Genomic DNA, 17,515 nt, shown 5'->3' on the forward strand with positions numbered 1-17,515 from the left:
AAATTAATACTAGGTAAAAAACTCAAATGGCAAAAACCAGTGATTGGAAAATTGTAGCAACAGAAGGGCCGACGGTTGATGGTCGTAAGATCACCCGAGAATGGCTCATGCAGATTGCAGAAAATTATGCCTTGAGTGAATACACCGCTTTGATTTGGCCTGAACACAAACGCTTTGCTGGTTACGGAAGTAACTGGGGCAAAGTGCTTGCGGTAAAAGCTGAAGAAGTGGATGGGAAAATGCGCTTGTTTGCCAAACTTGAACCCAATCAATATCTACTTGAAGCCAATAAGCTTGGGCAGAAGCTGTTTACCTCCATAGAACCAAACCCAGACTATAAAGGGCAAGGAAAGTGCTACCTGATGGGATTAGCCGTGACCGATTCCCCTGCGTCGTCGGGTGTTTCATTACTTCAGTTTTCGCGACAAGAAGGTCAAACCACAGAGCTGAGTTGCAGCCAACTGGAAGAAATCAGCCTTGATGAGTGTTACTCAAAAACAGACCGATTCTTTGCCTTGTGTAATGCCTTTTTCAATTCTGGTGATGAACAACCAGAGCCACAACCTGATCCTGAACCAGAGGAAGAAGAAGTGACCGAAGAACAATTCAAAGCTGCGATGAAAGAGCAGTTCGGCATTATGAAAGGTGAGCTAAAGGATGAACTCAAACAAGAGTTTAACCTGCAAACGCAAACACCTAACGAACCCGAAGCCAAACCCGAAGGTGAAGTTCAAACGTTCTCTTTGGAGCAGTTCTCTAGTGAATTAGAGAAGCAGCTTGCTCCTGTAGCCGAGAAAGTACAAAACCTTGAAACCCAGTTCGCAGAGCTAAAGCAAGAAAAGCCAGGTCAAAAGCCAGGTGAAGAAGGCAATGGCGGCGAATCAACTGTGGAGGTCGTGTAAATGCTCAATGCAGTATCGACTCAATTTTTAGATGAATATTGCCAAGCCGTAGCAAAAGCGGGCGGTGTTTTAGATGCGTCTAAGCAATTCAACATCACGCCTGTGATGGAAACGAAGCTTCGCCAAGCCATTGTTGAATCTGACTCTTTCTTAAACCGTATTTCGAACATCTCGGTTGACCAAATTAAAGGTCAAGTGATCGATGTGGGTGACAGTGGTTTACTGACAGGTCGAGTTAAAGACGGTCGATTCATGGGCTCTCTTGACCAAAGCGGCAATACCTACGAGCTAACCGAAACGGACTCAGGCGCCCATATCAACTGGATTACGATGACAATCTGGGCGAACTCGGGTGGCAAAGGTCAGTGGATGAAGCTGATGAATAACGCCATCACGCGTAATTTTGCCTTAGATAAGCTGCGTATTGGTTTCCACGGTACTTCGATTGCTGGTGAGAGTACTGACCCCAAAGCTAACCCTATGGGGCAAGACGTAAATAAGGGGTGGTTACAGTTAGCGAAAGAAAAGGCCCCAGCTCAAGTCCTTCCTGCTGCCAAGCTTGATTCAACAGGCGTAACTGTTGGGGCGTATAAAAACCTCGATTCGCTAGTGAATGATTTAATCAATACAACTATTCATGAGGTTCACCAAGGTGACCCTGACTTAGTCGTACTGATTGGCCGCAACTTAGTGGCTGCAGAGCAGCATCGCTTATTGGAATCCGCGGAAGTACCGACTGAGCATAAAGCAGCTCAAAGCTTAGCGAAGACCGTTGCAGGTAAAACGGTGTATACACCGCCATTTTTCCCACCAAATATGATTTGGGTAACGAACTTAACCAACCTGCAGATCCTGACTCAAAAGGGTACGCAGTGGCGTAAGTCTCGCAATGAAGAAGACCGTAAGCGCTTCGAAACGTCATATCTTCGCCAAGAAGGTTATGCCGTGGGCAACTACAACAAGTTTGCAGCTATCGAAGACGTAACTGTTGTTGAACCAGTACCAGCGTAAGGGTGAATCATGGCAAGTCCATTAGCTAAGTTACGCCAAGAAGCATTGGCAAAACAGCAAAAGAAATCGACACCTGAGAAGCAGTTTGTCGCTAACCCAAACAGTTTACACCTGCTTCTAGCTGAACTCGAAAGTGATTTGAAGGTGCTTAAAACCTTCAATCGAACGGATGAAAAGGTTAACCACAAGCGTGAAGTTTTGGTCCCTAAATACCGTGAAGCGATTGAAGCTTACCTTGCTGGTGACGAGCAGTTCGATAACCCGTTATTTACTCAAATGGTAATTTGGCTCTTCGATATCGAAGATCTAGAAACCGCCATTAAGTGGTGTGACATTGCTATCGAACGCGGGTTAGATACTCCTGAGCGATTCAAGCGAGACTTTGCCACATTCTGCGCTGATGAAGTGTTGGCTTGGTCAGAGCGTATGGCGGGTAAAGGCCAATCAATTGAACCGTATTTCTCCTTGGTGTTTGAGAAAGTGACCAACGAGTGGAGCATCAACGAAAAGCCCACGGCGAAATGGTTGAAGTTCGCAGGTTTGTATCTACTTCGTAACGATGAAGGTAAGCCTCATGCGGCTTCTGTCGGAGATGTGGTGACGTTACAGAAAGCGCGAACTCATCTTCAAAACGCGCATGAGCAATACAGTGCGATTGGTGTCAGCACCATGATCGATAACATCGACCAACGTATCCGAGCGTTAGAGAGTGGCGACAACCTCTAGCTTAAAACAGCTCCTATGCCACCGCGCCTCGACTGACGAGGAAGAGCAAGTGATTCATCACGCTGCTTATTCCGTCGACTCAGTGGCTAGAGGCGCCCTAATTAACTGCAGTAGCAAAAAGGTTGAATCATGAGCTTTGGCGGGAAAGTGGATAAAACGAGTGACCAAGCCATACCTGGTGAAGGTTGGCCAAGCTTATCGACCGATGAGTTTCGCCAATTGCGCCGTATTCCGCATACGTTTGATAACGACTCTATTGCTGCGGCTATCACGATTGCCGCGCTGAATATTCAAGAGAAGTTAGAACGCTTGTTGGTAGATGGTATTCCGCCATCAATGAGCATCGCCAAAACCGCATTGTACAAACGTGCGGTGTATGGCCGAGCTCACTCTGAATTGTTACCCGAGTTTGCGACGCAAGACAGGCGTAAAGAAGGAGACAACGCGGCGATAGATGAGCCACAACAGGCGGCACGTTTCCTAGCTCAAAGTAATAAAGATGTCTCTCAATTGCTCGGGCGCAGTGCCAATGGCATTGATTCGATATGAGCGACACGGTTTACAACAAAACCAAGCTTGAGCATCTAACGGATTACATCGTTAGTCACCTCAATAGCAATGTGCTCGATAACAAGATTGATGCGTGGCAAGAAAACGGCTCGATAGTGCCAAGTGGTGAAGACCGTGGGAACGGTGGGTATATCGCTTGTTTCTGGAAATACAACGCGGTGATCTCAGTTGAGGAATTCCCTCACCAATTACTAGACCCACGCTGCTTGTTGGCGCTGATTGCTTGTTGGCTAAGTGACCATGAAGAAGAGCGTAACGAGCAAGAGCTTGAAGACCCGACTTTATCGGTGGATGTGATCAGCAGCGAAGCGGCCGATGTGAGTATTGAACTTGAACTGATGGAGCCGATAGAGCTGGTACCTGATGAAGCAGGAATGATCACTTGGCGCGGGACTCGATACCGAGTTCAAGCCGTTGAGATTTATACCGCCGAAGAAGCGGAGTTGGTGAATGAAACCGACAGTTAATGTCAATCAAAGGGATGTGCTCAACCTGCAAGAAAAGCTTGCCATGTTAGCGCTTCCACCCAGAAAGCGTGTTTGGATATTGAAAACCCTAGGGCGCTGGGAAAAAGCTAAGACTCGCAAGCGCATTCAGCAACAAAAAGACATTCACGGCCAAGCCTTAGCACCGAAGAAACGTAATAAGCGCGGAAAAGTCATGCGACGTATGGCCAAGGGGTTGACCCCTTATGTAAGAAACGCCAATACGCTCGACCTAACTTGGAGCAATCCGCTCACCGCAAAAATTGCCGCCAGGCATCACCTTGGTCAAAAACAAAAAATGACCAAGCGCCAAATGCAAAATCGGTGGGGAAAACCAAACTATTCAGCGCCTTGCTCTAAAGGGCAAGCGAGAAAACTGAGGGAACTGGGTTACACGGTCCCGCGTAAGAGTGGAAAGGGAAGGAAGAAACCCACGCTCAAGTTATTGATGGCCACCGTAACCCACGGGCAAGCAGGACAAATCATTCGTGAGTTGAGCAATCAACGGAGTGTGTCGGCTTGGTATATCCCCTTAAAAGAGCGCCAGATATTAGGCAGTAAAGAACGCGAAGTCACCCGCCAACTCATCACCATTTTTGAGCAGGCCAGAAAGCGAAAATAAGCGAGGAAATAACCAATGGCAACCGGAAAGGTAGAGGTAAACAACCTCAATTTAGGGCAAGGCGGGATCCCAGAAATTGAACGCCACCTGCTTTATATCGGGCGCACCGATAAAGCTGAACTGCAAGGCAAAGTCACGCGTGTGAATAACATGACCAACCTTGATGAAGTGGTCGCTGATGATGCGCTAGGCGCAAACGTCAAAGCCGCGCAGCTCAATGGTAAACAAAACTGGACGGGTGCCATTTTCGGATTGGATGACGGTGACTCTTGGGAAGACGCTGTAGACACTGCCAACCTCACCGACTCTTTCGAAGGTATTTGTATTGTTGATGTTGTGGCCGACAAAGCCGAGTTCACAACGATGCAAGACAAAGCAACAGAGCTAACGAGCAAACTTGGTCGTTGGGTGTTCTTCCTTGCTGCGTGTGCTGGTATTGATGCAGATACCCAAACGTGGTCGGACTATGAAACCGCCATGCTAGCCCTAGTGAAAGATGTGGCAGCAAATATGGTAACGCCAGTGCCAATGCTTAACGGTAATAATGTCGGTGTGCTTGGTGGTCGCTTATGTGATCGCGCTGTCACTGTAGCCGATAGCCCAATGCGAGTCGCAACGGGAAGCCTATTGGGTCTTGGTGAAATGCCAGTGGATAGCGCAGGTAAACCACTTGAAATGAGCACTATTTCAGCCCTAGCCGATGCGCGTTATTCACTGCCCCAGTGGTACGCAGATATGGAAGGTGTTTACTGGACAGACGCCACCACGCTGGAAGCGAAAGGCGGAGACTATCAATACCTTGAATATGTTCGCCCTGTGCACAAGCTAAATCGCCGCGTTCGAATTAAAGCGATTCGTCGTATTGCTGACCGCATTCTTAATTCAACACCACCAAGTATCGAGCTCAACCGCACTTACTTCAGTAAAGACATGCGCGACATGTCGAAGACCACTGAGATTGGCGGCATTCCGTTCCCTGGTGAAATCATGCCACCACGCGATGAAGATGTGTCAATTCAGTGGATGAGCAAAACCAAAGTAAACATTGGCTTAATGGTTCGTCCTCATAACTGCCCGAAACACATTGTGGTCAACATTGGGCTTGATCTCTCTAACCCTGCAGATTCGGAGGCGTAACCAATGAGCATGCGTATTTCTGGCAAGAACATGCACTTTTCAATGGGCGACTACAAGCTAAAAGCGCAAAAAGTCACCCTATCTATTACCGACAATTCAGCCGTGAATAAAACCTCTGGTGTGCCAGATGGTTGGGTAGATGGCGACGTAGAAGCAAGCGGTGAAATGGAGCTCACTACTCAACAGTTTAACCAGTTGAGTAAAGCTGCAAGCCAAGCGGGTTCATGGCGTGGATTGCCTGACTTCGATGCGCTTTTCTTCGGCAAGATTGATAAAGATGAGCTGAAAGTAGAAGCCTTTGGCTGTCGAATCAAAATCTCTGACTTGCTCGATGTTGATTCTAACGGTGGCAGCGCATTGGTTCACAAACTGCCGTTTGAAGTGACAAGCCCAGACTTTGTGAAGATCAACGGCACATCATATCTGCGTTCGGACGAAACCGAAGACTTGGTGCAGTAATAAGGGGGCGTGATGTCTGATGTTATCGACCATGCCAGTGGCCTTGAAACCCAATTCACAGAAGTGGCGCTTGCCAACCAACTGGCAAGGGCTAAGCGAATTGAAAAACGGGAAAGCGCACAGGAATGCGGCGAATGTGGCGACCCAATACCCGAAGAACGCCGCCAAAAAGTACCAGGGTGCCAATACTGCACCCAGTGCCAAAGCAACATAGAGAGATTTAAGCGATGAAGCATTTGGTTTTAAAGCGCCGTTACTTTCCCCACGGTACCTATTCAACGTTACACCGTGCCGATGGTAGTCAAGTTTGTTGTGTTGTTGAGCGACCTTGGCAGAACAACGCGCCATCTAAGTCCTGTATTCCAGAAGGTAGCTACACGCTTTTTCCTCATAAATCGCCAAAGTTTGGTGAGTGCTATGCATTGGAAAGCAAAGACCTTGGTGTGACTCGGCAAGGGCCAAGCCTACGAACTCATATTTTAATTCACAAAGCGAATTCGCCTAAGCAGCTTCAAGGTTGTTTGGCTCCTGGTGTGGATTTTGGTTTTGTGGGTGGTGAATGGGCAGTGATGAACTCAACCGCTGCATTTAACAACCTGATGGCAGAGCTTGGCGGAGAGCCAGCAAGCCTAACAATTCTAAAGGACTGATTGATATGTGGGAAAAAGTGAAATCACTTATTGGTTCGGCTGCACCATTGGTTGGCACCTTAATTGGTGGTCCAGCAGGGGGCGCGGTAGGTGGACTAGTAGCTAATGCCCTTGATGTTGAAAATACGCCAGAAGCGATTGAACAGGCGTTGGTCAATGACACTGAAGCATTATTCAAACTGCGTCAATTGGAGAAAGAGCACGAGCAAGAGCTTAAACGTCTCTCCATTGAAGAAGGTCGCTTAGCTTTGGAAGCCAAACGAGCCAATCTAGCAGATACGCAGCATGCTCGTGAGCAGCACAAAGATCACTGGATGCCAAGCCTTCTAGCCTTGTTGCTTTGCGCCATGGTCACTGGAATGTTTTCCGCTTTGTTCTTCGGTGAACCATCGAAAGAGTATGCCCAGGTGCTGATCATGATTTCCGGTACCGTACTTGGTGCGTTTGGTACAGGAGTGGCTTTTTGGTTGGGTAGCAGCAAAGGCAGTGCTGACAAAAGTAAAAAACTGAATTTGCAAGGGGGCTAGATGGAAGATTGGCGCGTGTTGCTGGGATTGGGAGGCTTCCTGTTAACGCTGATCGGTTTTGTGTACACCCGCGCTGAGAAATCCGCAGCAACAACCCGAGATCTCGAACAGCGGACTCACAAAAACGAGCTGGCAATTGCCAACCAACGTGCGGATGTTGCAGAGAAATACGCCACCAAGCATGAGCTACGGGAAGCCGTAGACGATTTGAAAGATTCAATTAATGGACGGTTCGACCGTTTGGAAAACAAGTTAGATAAAGAGCGAGAAGTAGCATGACAAAAGCAATTGTTTTAACCGTTGGCACGACAGACCTTGAATTCAACCCGACGCCAGCCGAATACGACGAAGCACAAAATACCATCTTGCAAGGTGATGCGAGTAGTGCAGCACATAACTTCTTGATGAGTAGCGTTAGTGAAGGCTCAAAAGACGCACTGCGTGAAATGACCAAGCAGAACCCAGGTGCAGCAACGCAGATTTACGGTGCCGTTATTAAAGAGTACGCGCCTAAGCTTTCCATCTCGGTAAAAAAATAGATGGGCTTGTCGCTGCCATTGATAGTAGCGACAGGCAAAAAATGTATGCGTGGCGGCGAAAGTGGCTACCTAATGAACCGGATACTGATCAGAACCTTGCTTACGCGATTTGGTTAGAGAAGAACCATTGGGAAAACATGCAAGCCGTTACCGCTAGCGGTGTAGCCAAAGCCTTTGGCGGTTAACCACTAAGCTTCAGTTCGCAAAGTAAGTAGAGAATTGTTGATGTTACCAGAAGCACTCAGATTTCAAGTTGGACTCATTGACCAGATTTCAAAACCTCTGGGCAATATTCAACGACAAATGACCGATGTTACCAACACCTATCGTCAAGGTACTCATACCATGATGGCAGGTGCGGCAGGCATGGTGGGTGCTGGTTTCGCATTGCAACAAGCTTTGATGCCAGCCATTGAAATGGATAGGGCATTAGGTGAGGTTAAATCTCTTGGTGTTGCTGATGAGCAGTTGAAGCAGCTAAGTGACACGGCACTTGAATTTGCCGTGGACTATGGCAAGTCAGCCGCAGATTTTGTGGCGGCTTCTTATGATATTCAATCCGCTATTTCTGGCTTAGGAGGCAATGAGCTTTCTGAGTTTACCCGTGCGTCTGGGGTGCTCGCTGCAGCGACCAAAGCAGATACTTCAACCATTACCAACTATGTCGGCACCATGTACGGCATTTTCCAGAATTCAGCCAACGAAATGGGTAAGGCGGATTGGGTAAATGTGTTGGGTGGTCAAACTGCGAAAGCGGTTCAGATGTTTAAGACCACTGGTGAGGGCATGTCATCGGCATTCACCTCGGTCGGTGCTGCGGCAACCTCTGTCGGTGTGGGCATGACTGAGCAAATGGCGATTCTTGGTACTTTGCAGTCCACCATGAGTGGTAGTGAAGCGGGTACCAAATATCGTGCGTTCTTAGCGGGTACGGCCAAAGCTCAAGAAGCCTTGAATATGCAGTTCACGAATGCTCAAGGTCAAATGCTGCCAATCGTCGATATCTTGAATCAAATCAAGGGCCGTTATGGTGAAACCATTTCGGTAGCGGAAGCGGCAGATCTGAGTAAAGCGTTTGGTACTCAAGAAGCTACAGCCATGATCCAACTTCTGATGCAAAACACTGATGGGCTCGCCACTTCAATAAATGAGCTCGGCAAAGTCAAAGGGCTTGATGTTGCTGAGCAAATGGCGGGAGCCATGACCGACCAATGGGAGCGGTTAGAGCAAGGCGTTTTTGCCATAAGTGCTGCTTTTGGTTCTGTGCTTCTACCTGCCATCTTGCCTGTTGTTGGCGGCATGGCTGAAGGAGCTACCGCAATTGTTCAATGGACGCAGATGTTCCCGAACCTCACTAAATACATTGGCTTTGCAGCAATAGCGATTTTAGGTGCTGCGGCAGCAGGCGGTGCATTTACCTTGATGATGGGTGTGGGTAAGCAAGCAATGGCAACTTACATGCTCACCATGAAGATGTTCACGGGAGTGAGTTTCTTATTAACCAAGGGCATGGCAGCACTACGTGTGGCCGTGTTAGCAGCCAACATTGCGATAGCGGCTAACCCAATCATTTTGGTCGTTGGTGCAGTGGTAGCGGCAATCGCAGCAGTAGGGGCATTGATTTACTACTGGGATGATCTCAAAGCTTCATTTGGTGACACAACGTGGTTCCAGGTACTAGAAGGAGCAATCACGTTAATCACCCTGCCATTTAAGGCCATGTTCGAGTTTGTTAAAGCTGGTTGGCAGTGGGTGATGAGTGGCTTCACCGATAGCAGTGGCTTTGATTTCATTGGGCAAATGGTGTCGTGGTTGAAAGGCGGGTTTGAGAGCCTAGTGTTGGGTTGGCATATGTTTACAGCGGAAATGGCTGATACATGGTGGTTTACCGCAATTTCTAGTGCGGTAGAACTGGTGACATTGCCATTTCAAACCCTATTCAACTTCCTATCGGCAGGTTGGCAGTGGGTGATGAGTGGTTTTACCGATACCAGTGGCTTTGCCTTTATTGGGCAAATGGCCGACTCGATGCGAAACATCTTTGGGAGCGTATTTAGTTGGTTTACAGACAAGTTGGCAGGCATCTGGGAAACCATGAAAGGGCTAATTGACTGGATACCAGGTTTCGGCAGTGATGATGAAACGGCTCCGGTTCAATCTGAGTCAGTAAAACGTGCGACGCCTCAAGCACAAATTCAGCCAGGTGGCGCGGCCAAGAGCATTGCGAGCTATCAAACGAGCTCAACCAATTACGGTGGTGTGGCAATTTATCCAACCTACATGAATAGCCCACAAGACATGGCAAGTGAATTAGAAATGGCGGCAGGCTAATGGCAGATTTTAAATACCAAGATTTGCTCATTGAAAACGGTGATGTGGTGCTTGATGCAGGTCGTAACCCTGTATTGATTCAAGACAGAGCAGTGATCGCCCAAGACATTAAACACGCCATTATCGAGAGTAACTTAGCAGTGTATCTGATTGCAGAGCGCAGCCCGTCAAAAAAGGCGGATGCTCGGACACAACTAGAACTCTTGGTTGAAGAAGATGTGCGGCTGGTACCAGGCACAGTGCGTATTGACGAAGTTAATGATGGCTTAATTTACATTTTTGCTGAAACCCTTGAGTTTGGCGAAGTGAGCACAGAGGTGAACCTTGACTGATATACCTAAACCAGATTTTACCGAACTTGCTAAAAAAGCAGGCTTGCCTCTTGATGAAGACCAATGGAAAGCGGTGCTGAAAGAGGAAGCGGAGAAGCAAGGTAGCATCATTGCTAACGACTCCAAGTACTCACCGTTTTGGCGTTTGATTGAAACCATGGTGATCAGCCCAACAGTGTGGCTGATCAATACGTTTTTGGTTGGGTATGTTCTACCAAATATGTTTGTTGCTACGGCAGTGGGCAAATGGCTCGACTTATGGGCTTGGCAGTTCAACGTACAGCGCAAACCTGCAACGAAAGCACTAGGGCAAATAGTGTTCCATCGAGCAGCATCAAAGGGGCCGGCTATTGTCGTTCCTAAAGGGACATTTATTCAAACTGACCCTATTAACGGCACTGTTTATCGCGTGGTGTTAAAAGAAGATACCACGCTGCCTGAAAATGAGCTGTCGGTTATTGGTGAAGTGGAAGCAGAGCATGAAGGCGCGGCCTATAACCTTGGTGAGGGTTACTACCACATTTTTGCTACTGCAGTACCAGGTATCGGACAGGTAGTGAACTCAGCTGATTGGCTTATTGAAGCCGGAGCCGACGAAGAGAGTGATGATCAGCTTCGAGTTCGTATCCGCAATCAGTTCAGCGGCGTGGCAAAGTGGCATATAGACGCGGCTTACCGTTCATTACTCATGTTACGAGCGGGTATCAACAGTGAAAATGTTTACTTCGAGCATAACGCGCCACGCGGTGCAGGTTCAGCCAATGCATTCATTTTGCTGGACTCGGGTGAACCTTCTTCTCAAATGCTTAGTGACTTAAACAATCATATCAATCGCGATGGTAACCACGGTCATGGTGATGATCTTCTTGTGTATGCGATGCCAGGTAATCTGATTGATGTGACATGCAAAGCGTGGGTTGGGCGAGTGCTTACAGGGGCTGAAAGGCAAGACCTAGAAACGGACATCGGTCTATTCATTGGCTCAGCATTTAGGCAGAACACGGACTACAAGGCGACGAAAACCAAACCATCATCGCGCTTTAGTTTTTCTAAATTGGCGCAAGAGCTTCACGGCCAGTTCCCTGAACTTGAGTCAATTGAATTCGATAATGCTGATATTGCTAATGGTATGGAAGTACCTCGCATTAATAGCTTGGGGGTGACCATTGCAACTGCCTGAATTTAAGCTAAAGCACTGGATGGGCAAAGGGGAAATCCTCAAATTAGCTAACGCCCTTCTTGGATATTGGGATGCAATCAAAGCCGTGTTGGAGTGGCCGCTGCAGCAATTAGACCCGATGGTGGCCCCCATTGAGTTTGTGGACTTGATTGCTTGGCAACGAGACATCGAGCGACTACCTGAGGAGCCAGAAGAAATTTATCGCATACGGGTGAACTTTGCTTACCCCTTTGCGGCAGGTGGCGGCTCAGAAGTGGGTTGGGAAGATATGTTTGCCAAACTAGGTTACCCACATATCAAAATTGACGAACGGCTGAACTATTACCCTTGGGATATCGTGAGCGTCAAAGTGAATGATGGGGACATTAACGATGTACCTGGTTTGATGGATGCCATTGTAAGGCAATATGGGCGAACATGCCGACGATACAGCTTTGATGTGACCACTACCGCTAATTTTCATGTTTCGGTCGCTGAGTTCAGTCATACCCATGAAACCTACTCAGCTTCAATAGGATAAGAATATGGCAGTCATTACTATCGCGGGCGAACAGCTTATTGCACAAAAGCAACAAGCGGAAGAGCCACTAGAAATTGCAGAGTTTGTTTTGGCTTACGTGCCAGGCGTTGATCCTTCAGTTCCGCCAGAAAGAAATCAGTCGTTGCCACCGAGCAATCAAATTCGACTGAGAATGGCACCAACTCGTAGCGCGTATGTGAATTCGAATGAAGTGGTTTACTCACTCATTTTGGATAACACAGTGGGAAACTTTGATTTCAATTGGCTTGGGTTGGTCAGTGAAGAAGGTGTGTTGGTGTCGGCTAACCACATGGTGGTGCAGTCTAAACGCAAAAATAACGAATTGACTGGTGAAGAAGGGAACAACTTAACGCGTAACTTCTTGCTCAAGTTCTCGGGCGCACAAGCTATCACAAATATCACCGTGCCAGCCGAAACATGGCAATTCAATTATTCGGACAAAATTAATTACTTTGACACGATAGTGGTGTCTTTAGCAGCAAATCACTTTGCTTCTCAAAAACACATTATCGAGCTTTATCACAAGAACATTCAAATCACTGAACGATTGAATGCATTGGAGAAACTAAATGGTTAATCAAACTATTGAGCAGCTATTGCAGGAAGCTATAGACCAGTCGATGGCTCAAACGCAAGAAAGTCGAGAATTGGCTGAAGAAGTTTCTGGGAAGATGGCTGATATTGACCAAAAGGTTGTTGAGGCTGAGCAACGTACTGACCAAGCAATCGCGGATGTTAATGCTGCGATACCTAACGCCGTAAGAAATGAAACTTTCAAGGTGGTATTTGCTGATCCAAATGGGGATGATGTCCTCGGTGATGGTACGGCTGCGAATCCGTTTCAAACTATTACCCGTGCAATCGCGTACCATGGCACTGGCATCAATTTAGAAGTAAGGCTCACGGCAGAAGCTGTTTACAATGAATCGGTAAACCTGCCTAATGTGCATCGTCGTTGGGTGATTCTATCGTGTCATAGCACAGAGGGTGCAACGATTAATCTTTCAACGCCAGGTGCTTGGATTTCCGCTGGAATTTTGTTTCTCGCGACTTATCGAGTCAATATGAACCTCTTAGAGGGCGCTAGGTTGTGTGGGTTCAAAAACAATACAGGCTCACTCAATTCAGAGCAGACATTGATTCTTGGTGGTACTTATACGTGGGATGGAGAGCTGACATCTGGCGGTGGTCACCTTACCCTCACTTTAAGTGGAACTTTTCAATCGACAGACCCTGCTAACATCATGCCGCAGCTGGGCAGATATTACAGCACAGTCCGGTTTTGTAAGAGTTATGCAACAACACATTGGCCTGCAGGTAAAACGTGGCGTGACTTTTTAAATATTGGTGGCACTGGCTATAACGATGTATTAACTGACGTGGATATTGACGCATGATAAAAGTAATGAATCAAAATGGCGTTGAGAGCCGTTATTCGGATATAGAGACAGCGCGAAAAAATGGTGTAAGTGAATCGATTATTACAAAGTGCTTGCATGAAACCAAATACAATCAGGCAGTTAAAGAACGTCAAAAAGTATATTCTAATGAGTCAGACCCTTTAAGAGCAGAATGGCAATATGAGCTAGAGACGGGCAACCCAGACGCAGAACAATATAAGCAAAAGTGGCTAGATAAAGTAGCTGAGATAAAAGAGCGAATTCCTCTACCTGAACTAGTTGGGCAATCCTAATGTTAACACTCGATGGCTCCCAACTCCCATTAAAGAACTTACGAATAAGCGTTCGCCAACAGTTAGCCGGACAAGATATGTCCGGCCAAACTTCGGCTACCGACCAAGCCGAAACAGGTACTAAGGGGAAAATTCTAACCATAAAAGGTGTGATCCCGTTCAGTAAGGACCAACTTCTCACCAATTTGTTTAGCTTGGCCGAAGCGTTAGAAAATGGCTCTCGCCATATCTACCGTATTAGTAACAAAACAGCAGAAGCCTTGAAAATTCGCCAGGTGAAATTCCAAGGTGCAGTCCGTGCCGATGAACAAGACTCTCACAGGCAATGGAGCGTTTCATTTGAATTGGTCGAGCATCTTTCGGTACCAGAGAGAGTCGAACAACGCCAACCGGACAAACCCGCCGCCCAGCAAAAAGTGCAAGGTGTGAATACTCCGGTAGAAGCCGGACAAAGTGACAATGTGCCGCCAGGTACAGAAGTGGAACTAACGGGTGTTATGAAGGTGCTCAAAGCGGTTGATAATGCTTTGGCCTAACCGTAAAAAGGCGGTGACGTATGACAACAAACAACAAGTTTCTTTGCCGCGCTTACCTTGGTAAAGACAAAGCCAAGGTGAAAAGCCATCGCATAGTCTTTAGTGAAAACACACCAGGTCGCTGTGAACTATCCGTTGAAGGCAGTCCTGAGCCAGATACTATCATAGCTGTGGATTTAGGCTGGGGCGATGATATTACGCGAGTCTTTCTTGGTTACATCGAACGAGTTCAACCAACCGAAAAAGGTTGGTCGAAAGTATTCTGCCGCGAATTAGCGGCGATACTTTACAAGCCACTTAACATCATCATGCGTCACCCAACACTGATGCAGTTGCTTAGCGAAGTGACCAATAAAACGGGCCTTCAATTTGTGGTGCCAGAGAAAGCCTACAGTAAAACTGCTATTCCTTGTTTTTATAGCGATGGCAACGGCTATCGAGTCATAGACGAATTAGCCCAAGCGTTCAGCATTGATGGATTGTTCTGGCAGCAACAAGGGAATGGGCAAATTTACGTAGGCAGTTGGAATGATTCATTCTGGGCAGATAAACCCGTAACCATACCAAGTGCACTTATGACGAACCACACGGCCAACAAGTCGGTAAAGATACCGGCTATTCCAAAGTTGAAGCCAGGTGCTGTCGTGAATGGACTTCGCTTAGTCGGTGTAGAGCTCGAAGGAACGGAGGCAAAGCTAACATGGATGTGAATACCATCAAGCGCATCATCTTTAGGTTGTTCCCTGAATTCACAGGGCGATGGCACTTACCCCGTTGGGGAAAGGTCGTAGCGCTCCCAGAGCTACCTAAAGAGGGGGATTTATCTGATCGCTTCTATCCTCACTACGCGGTAGATGTTCAGCTGCTAGATGAAAAAGGCATGGAGTATGAAGATAAATCACCACTGCAGGCGGTGCCGCTTCCCGTTCCTGGTCTAGGCGACCATGCTGGCCGTTTAGAGCCACCGGCTATCGGCAGTATTGTTGAACTCGGTTTCATGTTCGGTCAACCAGACAAGCCCTTTATTCGTTGCGTGCTACCACTGGGGTTCAAGTTACCAGGTATTAAAGAAGGGGAAAGCCGATACCAACAGCGCAAAGGTGTTTATCAGTTAGTCGACCAGAAAGGCAACTTCGAACGTAAGACAGACCAAGCCGACAAGCTTGAATGCCTTACTCAACAAATCAAAGTGCTAGAAAATCGAATCGCTGAAATTGATGGTAATCACACCGAAACCGTCAAAGGCGCTAGAACCATCAAAGCTAAAAACATCACCGAAGACGCCGACACCATCAAGTTCAATGGCGGAAAAGGGGTGTGCACTGGCGCGAGCATCTGCCCGTTTATGGGTAAGCCTCATGTGGACGTTTCCAAAACCGTGTATGTAGGTAAGTAACAATGGCAATAAGCAAAGCATCATTAAAGCAAAAGATAGAAACAGAACTGAAAGCCCAGGGCTTTGTGCTCGATGGCGAATTCGCAATGGCGGGCATGATGGCCGAAGCTATCGCGAATGCTGTAGTTGATGAGATTAAGCAGAACGCTAAAGTGGAAGTGACAGGTGGCAGCTCTGCAGGGGAATACAAAGTGATGTGAATAAAACCAGTGGTAATGGGCTCAAAACAAGAGAATATACTATACCGAGTACATCGCCCTTATTAAAGAAAAACGCCGAGCGCAGGCTCGACGTTTATTTTAGCTGTTAGTTGAAAAAATTTTAGCTATTTTAGCTAACTTTTCAACATCTGAGTGTTCGTCAAGGATATGCATTTTCTTATGACAGTTAGGGCAAAGTCCAATGACATTCTCTTCAGTATCTGGACCGTTTTTAGATAGCCATTTAATATGGTGTACCTCTAAAAACGGGTTCCCATCAGGTTTTTTGAAAGGGCCAGGGTGATCACATAGCTGACAAATTCCGCTAGCATGTTCTAATGCTATTTGCTTAACGAATTCGCATCGGTCCCTTACTTCTACTGTTTGTGTAGTAGTTTTATTTGTTTTTGTGTTCTTTGCTTTTGAGCGCGCTCGCTTTCTCAGTTGGGCTAGAGTTAAGAAATTTGAAGGGTCTTCTTGTCCACTTTTGAGGAATCTCTTAAGTGAATCGAACTCGTCTATGAAGCTAAGCAGATCATTGGCAAGTGAAGGTGAATCGAGTTTGCAGATTAACAGGGCTTCATCAATGTGACCGTCGTCGAATCTTACTTCTAATAATTCACGTGATGTCCAAGCTAGAAAAGCGTCTCTTGTAAGGCCTCTACCTCCACCGCCTGGTTTTCCGCGATGAAGTAAGAAAACCTGACCGTTGTTATCTTTTGCGACAACGCCTTGAACCTGTTTAGTTCTTCCCTCAAGCGGGAAGTTTAACTGGGCGATGATGCTGTTTGATTTTTTAGGAGATAGGTCTGCCGAATGACCAAAGATGTTCCAGTGGCGTGTGATTTTGCCTTTTTCTTCTATAAGTCGATGAGCGAACCATAAACTATTATTGAAGTGCAGATCTAACTGTTGGTTGCCACTAGGGTAGCCTATAGTAAAATGACCCGTTTGATGTAATTCTTCTTTGATTCGCTTTAGAAAACTGTCTTGTACTTTCTGCACCTCAAATGATTTTTCTATTGCTACTAACATTGTCTTCCTTATTTTATTTGGGCATATAGATATGCATCCATTAGTTTTTAAAATGTTAGCATGATGAGTGATAGAAAGGACAAAGGGGTAAACTAAATGTGTTAGGTTTCATACTTTAAAACTGACTTGTATAAAAACTTTGAGCTCTCCCGAAAATAAAGTGGCGGCAAAAATGGCGGCACTCATTGTAAAGCAGCGTTATTTATGGGTATAAATCGCTACTAACCACTGTTTTTATATACATGTATTTTTGTATAAGTTACTGATTTTGTTATGGCATTGCCTGTTTTTATTAAGTTCTATGGAATGTCGTCACAGTCGGCTATGGACAAGCACTCAGGTGGTGTTGCTAAGTACCGTGCTGCTGAAGGTAAAACTGTTTTACTTCCGTTCCGTGGCTCTGTTCACAACACAATTTCTGACATCCTTGGTGGTGTACGTTCAACTTGTACATACGTAGGTGCAGCAAAGCTTAAAGAGCTAACTAAGCGTACGACTTTCATCCGTGTACAAGAGCAAGAGAACAACGTATTCGGTAAAGAGTAATCTGACGATTATTCGGAAAATGTAAAAAAAACCATACGTTGATTTTACGAAACCATACGCTGAAATAAAAACAACCATACCGGTGTTTTTCAAGGTA

The 17,515-nt window shown here is 46.6% G+C and carries 25 protein-coding genes and 2 pseudogenes; 26 read left to right on the forward strand and 1 reads right to left on the reverse strand.

Annotated features, from left to right (window positions below; genetic code table 11):
- Nucleotides 1–26: 26 nt before the first annotated feature.
- The 25 genes and pseudogenes from AB4371_RS10330 to AB4371_RS10450 all read left to right on the forward strand — a co-directional run bounded on the left by AB4371_RS10330 (nucleotide 27) and on the right by AB4371_RS10450 (nucleotide 15,837).
- The gene (locus AB4371_RS10330; protein WP_017071447.1) at nucleotides 27–902 is read left to right on the forward strand and encodes a GPO family capsid scaffolding protein; all 876 of its coding nucleotides are present in this window, start codon (nucleotides 27–29) and stop codon (nucleotides 900–902) included.
- Nucleotides 903–1,913 carry a phage major capsid protein, P2 family gene (locus AB4371_RS10335; RefSeq protein ID WP_017071446.1) on the forward strand — a complete coding sequence of 337 codons (1,011 nt, stop codon included), beginning with the start codon at nucleotides 903–905 and terminating at the stop codon, nucleotides 1,911–1,913.
- A gap of 9 nt (nucleotides 1,914–1,922) precedes the next feature.
- A complete protein-coding gene (gene gpM / locus AB4371_RS10340) occupies nucleotides 1,923–2,639 on the forward strand; it encodes a phage terminase small subunit (RefSeq protein ID WP_372149602.1) in 717 nt (238 codons plus the stop codon).
- Nucleotides 2,640–2,768: 129 nt separating this feature from the next.
- Entirely contained in the window at nucleotides 2,769–3,188 is a 420-nt protein-coding gene (locus tag AB4371_RS10345) for a head completion/stabilization protein (protein ID WP_017071444.1), read from the forward strand.
- Entirely contained in the window at nucleotides 3,185–3,676 is a 492-nt protein-coding gene (locus AB4371_RS10350) for a phage tail protein (protein ID WP_372033222.1), read from the forward strand. Before AB4371_RS10345 ends, AB4371_RS10350 begins: the two co-directional genes overlap by 4 nt.
- A complete protein-coding gene (locus AB4371_RS10355) occupies nucleotides 3,660–4,316 on the forward strand; it encodes a virion morphogenesis protein (RefSeq protein WP_372149606.1) in 657 nt (218 codons plus the stop codon). Before AB4371_RS10350 ends, AB4371_RS10355 begins: the two co-directional genes overlap by 17 nt.
- A 15-nt stretch (nucleotides 4,317–4,331) precedes the next feature.
- On the forward strand, nucleotides 4,332–5,453 hold the full coding sequence (locus AB4371_RS10360; protein WP_372149609.1) for a DUF2586 domain-containing protein: 1,122 nt from the start codon (nucleotides 4,332–4,334) through the stop codon (nucleotides 5,451–5,453).
- 3 nt (nucleotides 5,454–5,456) lie between these two features.
- Nucleotides 5,457–5,912, forward strand: a complete 456-nt coding sequence (locus AB4371_RS10365) for a phage protein (RefSeq protein WP_102363524.1) — start codon at nucleotides 5,457–5,459, stop codon at nucleotides 5,910–5,912.
- A gap of 12 nt (nucleotides 5,913–5,924) precedes the next feature.
- On the forward strand, nucleotides 5,925–6,143 hold the full coding sequence (locus AB4371_RS10370) for a TraR/DksA C4-type zinc finger protein (protein WP_372149611.1): 219 nt from the start codon (nucleotides 5,925–5,927) through the stop codon (nucleotides 6,141–6,143).
- A complete protein-coding gene (locus AB4371_RS10375; RefSeq protein ID WP_016791734.1) occupies nucleotides 6,140–6,562 on the forward strand; it encodes a DUF5675 family protein in 423 nt (140 codons plus the stop codon). Before AB4371_RS10370 ends, AB4371_RS10375 begins: the two co-directional genes overlap by 4 nt.
- A 5-nt stretch (nucleotides 6,563–6,567) precedes the next feature.
- Entirely contained in the window at nucleotides 6,568–7,089 is a 522-nt protein-coding gene (locus AB4371_RS10380) for a hypothetical protein (RefSeq protein ID WP_372149613.1), read from the forward strand.
- Nucleotides 7,090–7,368 carry a hypothetical protein gene (locus AB4371_RS10385; protein ID WP_016791732.1) on the forward strand — a complete coding sequence of 93 codons (279 nt, stop codon included), beginning with the start codon at nucleotides 7,090–7,092 and terminating at the stop codon, nucleotides 7,366–7,368.
- Nucleotides 7,365–7,628, forward strand: a complete 264-nt coding sequence (locus AB4371_RS10390; RefSeq protein WP_372149616.1) for a putative phage tail assembly chaperone — start codon at nucleotides 7,365–7,367, stop codon at nucleotides 7,626–7,628. Before AB4371_RS10385 ends, AB4371_RS10390 begins: the two co-directional genes overlap by 4 nt.
- A 41-nt stretch (nucleotides 7,629–7,669) precedes the next feature.
- Nucleotides 7,670–7,813 (forward strand): DUF6890 family protein, encoded by a 144-nt coding sequence (locus tag AB4371_RS10395; protein WP_167332346.1) that lies wholly within the window; start codon nucleotides 7,670–7,672, stop codon nucleotides 7,811–7,813.
- A 40-nt stretch (nucleotides 7,814–7,853) separates the two neighbouring features.
- Entirely contained in the window at nucleotides 7,854–9,959 is a 2,106-nt protein-coding gene (locus AB4371_RS10400) for a phage tail tape measure protein (RefSeq protein WP_372149619.1), read from the forward strand.
- Entirely contained in the window at nucleotides 9,959–10,291 is a 333-nt protein-coding gene (locus tag AB4371_RS10405; RefSeq protein WP_102532787.1) for a DUF2590 family protein, read from the forward strand. Before AB4371_RS10400 ends, AB4371_RS10405 begins: the two co-directional genes overlap by 1 nt.
- Nucleotides 10,284–11,471 (forward strand): baseplate J/gp47 family protein, encoded by a 1,188-nt coding sequence (locus tag AB4371_RS10410; protein WP_372149622.1) that lies wholly within the window; start codon nucleotides 10,284–10,286, stop codon nucleotides 11,469–11,471. Before AB4371_RS10405 ends, AB4371_RS10410 begins: the two co-directional genes overlap by 8 nt.
- A 19-nt stretch (nucleotides 11,472–11,490) precedes the next feature.
- Complete coding sequence (locus AB4371_RS10415; RefSeq protein WP_372149649.1) at nucleotides 11,491–11,991, forward strand: hypothetical protein; 501 nt, start codon at nucleotides 11,491–11,493, stop codon at nucleotides 11,989–11,991.
- Between the two features lie 4 nt (nucleotides 11,992–11,995).
- Nucleotides 11,996–12,455: pseudogene (locus AB4371_RS10420) on the forward strand (phage tail protein); the annotation flags it as partial.
- 126 nt (nucleotides 12,456–12,581) lie between these two features.
- Nucleotides 12,582–13,409, forward strand: coding sequence for a hypothetical protein (locus AB4371_RS10425; RefSeq protein WP_372149625.1), 828 nt, complete (start codon nucleotides 12,582–12,584; stop codon nucleotides 13,407–13,409).
- Nucleotides 13,406–13,705: a hypothetical protein gene (locus AB4371_RS10430; protein WP_372149628.1), complete on the forward strand. Its 300-nt coding sequence runs from the start codon at nucleotides 13,406–13,408 to the stop codon at nucleotides 13,703–13,705. Before AB4371_RS10425 ends, AB4371_RS10430 begins: the two co-directional genes overlap by 4 nt.
- On the forward strand, nucleotides 13,705–14,241 hold the full coding sequence (locus AB4371_RS10435) for an adenine glycosylase (RefSeq protein WP_372149632.1): 537 nt from the start codon (nucleotides 13,705–13,707) through the stop codon (nucleotides 14,239–14,241). Before AB4371_RS10430 ends, AB4371_RS10435 begins: the two co-directional genes overlap by 1 nt.
- Before the next feature lie 20 nt (nucleotides 14,242–14,261).
- On the forward strand, nucleotides 14,262–14,951 hold the full coding sequence (locus tag AB4371_RS10440) for a hypothetical protein (RefSeq protein WP_372149636.1): 690 nt from the start codon (nucleotides 14,262–14,264) through the stop codon (nucleotides 14,949–14,951).
- A complete protein-coding gene (locus AB4371_RS10445; protein ID WP_372149639.1) occupies nucleotides 14,942–15,637 on the forward strand; it encodes a hypothetical protein in 696 nt (231 codons plus the stop codon). Before AB4371_RS10440 ends, AB4371_RS10445 begins: the two co-directional genes overlap by 10 nt.
- 2 nt (nucleotides 15,638–15,639) lie before the next feature.
- Nucleotides 15,640–15,837 carry a hypothetical protein gene (locus tag AB4371_RS10450; protein ID WP_372149641.1) on the forward strand — a complete coding sequence of 66 codons (198 nt, stop codon included), beginning with the start codon at nucleotides 15,640–15,642 and terminating at the stop codon, nucleotides 15,835–15,837.
- 99 nt (nucleotides 15,838–15,936) lie between these two features.
- On the opposite strand, the gene AB4371_RS10455 is transcribed toward AB4371_RS10450, so the two are convergent.
- Nucleotides 15,937–16,872 (reverse strand): HNH endonuclease, encoded by a 936-nt coding sequence (locus AB4371_RS10455; protein ID WP_372149644.1) that lies wholly within the window; start codon nucleotides 16,870–16,872, stop codon nucleotides 15,937–15,939.
- Nucleotides 16,873–17,160: 288 nt separating this feature from the next.
- Between AB4371_RS10455 and AB4371_RS10460 the strand changes: the two are divergent.
- Nucleotides 17,161–17,418, forward strand: a pseudogene (locus AB4371_RS10460) (IMP dehydrogenase); the annotation flags it as partial.
- Nucleotides 17,419–17,515 lie beyond the last annotated feature (97 nt).

It is taken from the genome of Vibrio sp. 10N.261.51.A3 (genome assembly GCF_041471965.1).
In the GTDB taxonomy this organism is placed as follows: Bacteria; Pseudomonadota; Gammaproteobacteria; order Enterobacterales; family Vibrionaceae; genus Vibrio; species Vibrio crassostreae_C.

Excerpts from the sequence above, each read along its gene's own strand:
- AB4371_RS10430 (WP_372149628.1), top strand. The coding sequence starts at position 13,406 with ATGATAAAAGTAATGAATCAAAATGGCGTTGAGAGCCGTTATTCGGAT.
- AB4371_RS10385 (WP_016791732.1), top strand. The coding sequence starts at position 7,090 with ATGGAAGATTGGCGCGTGTTGCTGGGATTGGGAGGCTTCCTGTTAACG.
- AB4371_RS10375 (WP_016791734.1), top strand. The coding sequence starts at position 6,140 with ATGAAGCATTTGGTTTTAAAGCGCCGTTACTTTCCCCACGGTACCTAT.
- AB4371_RS10355 (WP_372149606.1), top strand. The coding sequence starts at position 3,660 with ATGAAACCGACAGTTAATGTCAATCAAAGGGATGTGCTCAACCTGCAA.
- AB4371_RS10415 (WP_372149649.1), top strand. The coding sequence starts at position 11,491 with ATGGGCAAAGGGGAAATCCTCAAATTAGCTAACGCCCTTCTTGGATAT.
- AB4371_RS10450 (WP_372149641.1), top strand. The coding sequence starts at position 15,640 with ATGGCAATAAGCAAAGCATCATTAAAGCAAAAGATAGAAACAGAACTG.
- AB4371_RS10350 (WP_372033222.1), top strand. The coding sequence starts at position 3,185 with ATGAGCGACACGGTTTACAACAAAACCAAGCTTGAGCATCTAACGGAT.
- AB4371_RS10335 (WP_017071446.1), top strand. The coding sequence starts at position 903 with ATGCTCAATGCAGTATCGACTCAATTTTTAGATGAATATTGCCAAGCC.
- AB4371_RS10400 (WP_372149619.1), top strand. The coding sequence starts at position 7,854 with ATGTTACCAGAAGCACTCAGATTTCAAGTTGGACTCATTGACCAGATT.
- AB4371_RS10360 (WP_372149609.1), top strand. The coding sequence starts at position 4,332 with ATGGCAACCGGAAAGGTAGAGGTAAACAACCTCAATTTAGGGCAAGGC.
- AB4371_RS10445 (WP_372149639.1), top strand. The coding sequence starts at position 14,942 with ATGGATGTGAATACCATCAAGCGCATCATCTTTAGGTTGTTCCCTGAA.
- AB4371_RS10370 (WP_372149611.1), top strand. The coding sequence starts at position 5,925 with ATGTCTGATGTTATCGACCATGCCAGTGGCCTTGAAACCCAATTCACA.
- AB4371_RS10435 (WP_372149632.1), top strand. The coding sequence starts at position 13,705 with ATGTTAACACTCGATGGCTCCCAACTCCCATTAAAGAACTTACGAATA.
- gpM (WP_372149602.1), top strand. The coding sequence starts at position 1,923 with ATGGCAAGTCCATTAGCTAAGTTACGCCAAGAAGCATTGGCAAAACAG.
- AB4371_RS10390 (WP_372149616.1), top strand. The coding sequence starts at position 7,365 with ATGACAAAAGCAATTGTTTTAACCGTTGGCACGACAGACCTTGAATTC.
- AB4371_RS10440 (WP_372149636.1), top strand. The coding sequence starts at position 14,262 with ATGACAACAAACAACAAGTTTCTTTGCCGCGCTTACCTTGGTAAAGAC.
- AB4371_RS10455 (WP_372149644.1), bottom strand. The coding sequence starts at position 16,872 with ATGTTAGTAGCAATAGAAAAATCATTTGAGGTGCAGAAAGTACAAGAC.
- AB4371_RS10330 (WP_017071447.1), top strand. The coding sequence starts at position 27 with ATGGCAAAAACCAGTGATTGGAAAATTGTAGCAACAGAAGGGCCGACG.
- AB4371_RS10395 (WP_167332346.1), top strand. The coding sequence starts at position 7,670 with ATGTATGCGTGGCGGCGAAAGTGGCTACCTAATGAACCGGATACTGAT.
- AB4371_RS10380 (WP_372149613.1), top strand. The coding sequence starts at position 6,568 with ATGTGGGAAAAAGTGAAATCACTTATTGGTTCGGCTGCACCATTGGTT.
- AB4371_RS10345 (WP_017071444.1), top strand. The coding sequence starts at position 2,769 with ATGAGCTTTGGCGGGAAAGTGGATAAAACGAGTGACCAAGCCATACCT.
- AB4371_RS10425 (WP_372149625.1), top strand. The coding sequence starts at position 12,582 with ATGGTTAATCAAACTATTGAGCAGCTATTGCAGGAAGCTATAGACCAG.
- AB4371_RS10405 (WP_102532787.1), top strand. The coding sequence starts at position 9,959 with ATGGCAGATTTTAAATACCAAGATTTGCTCATTGAAAACGGTGATGTG.
- AB4371_RS10365 (WP_102363524.1), top strand. The coding sequence starts at position 5,457 with ATGAGCATGCGTATTTCTGGCAAGAACATGCACTTTTCAATGGGCGAC.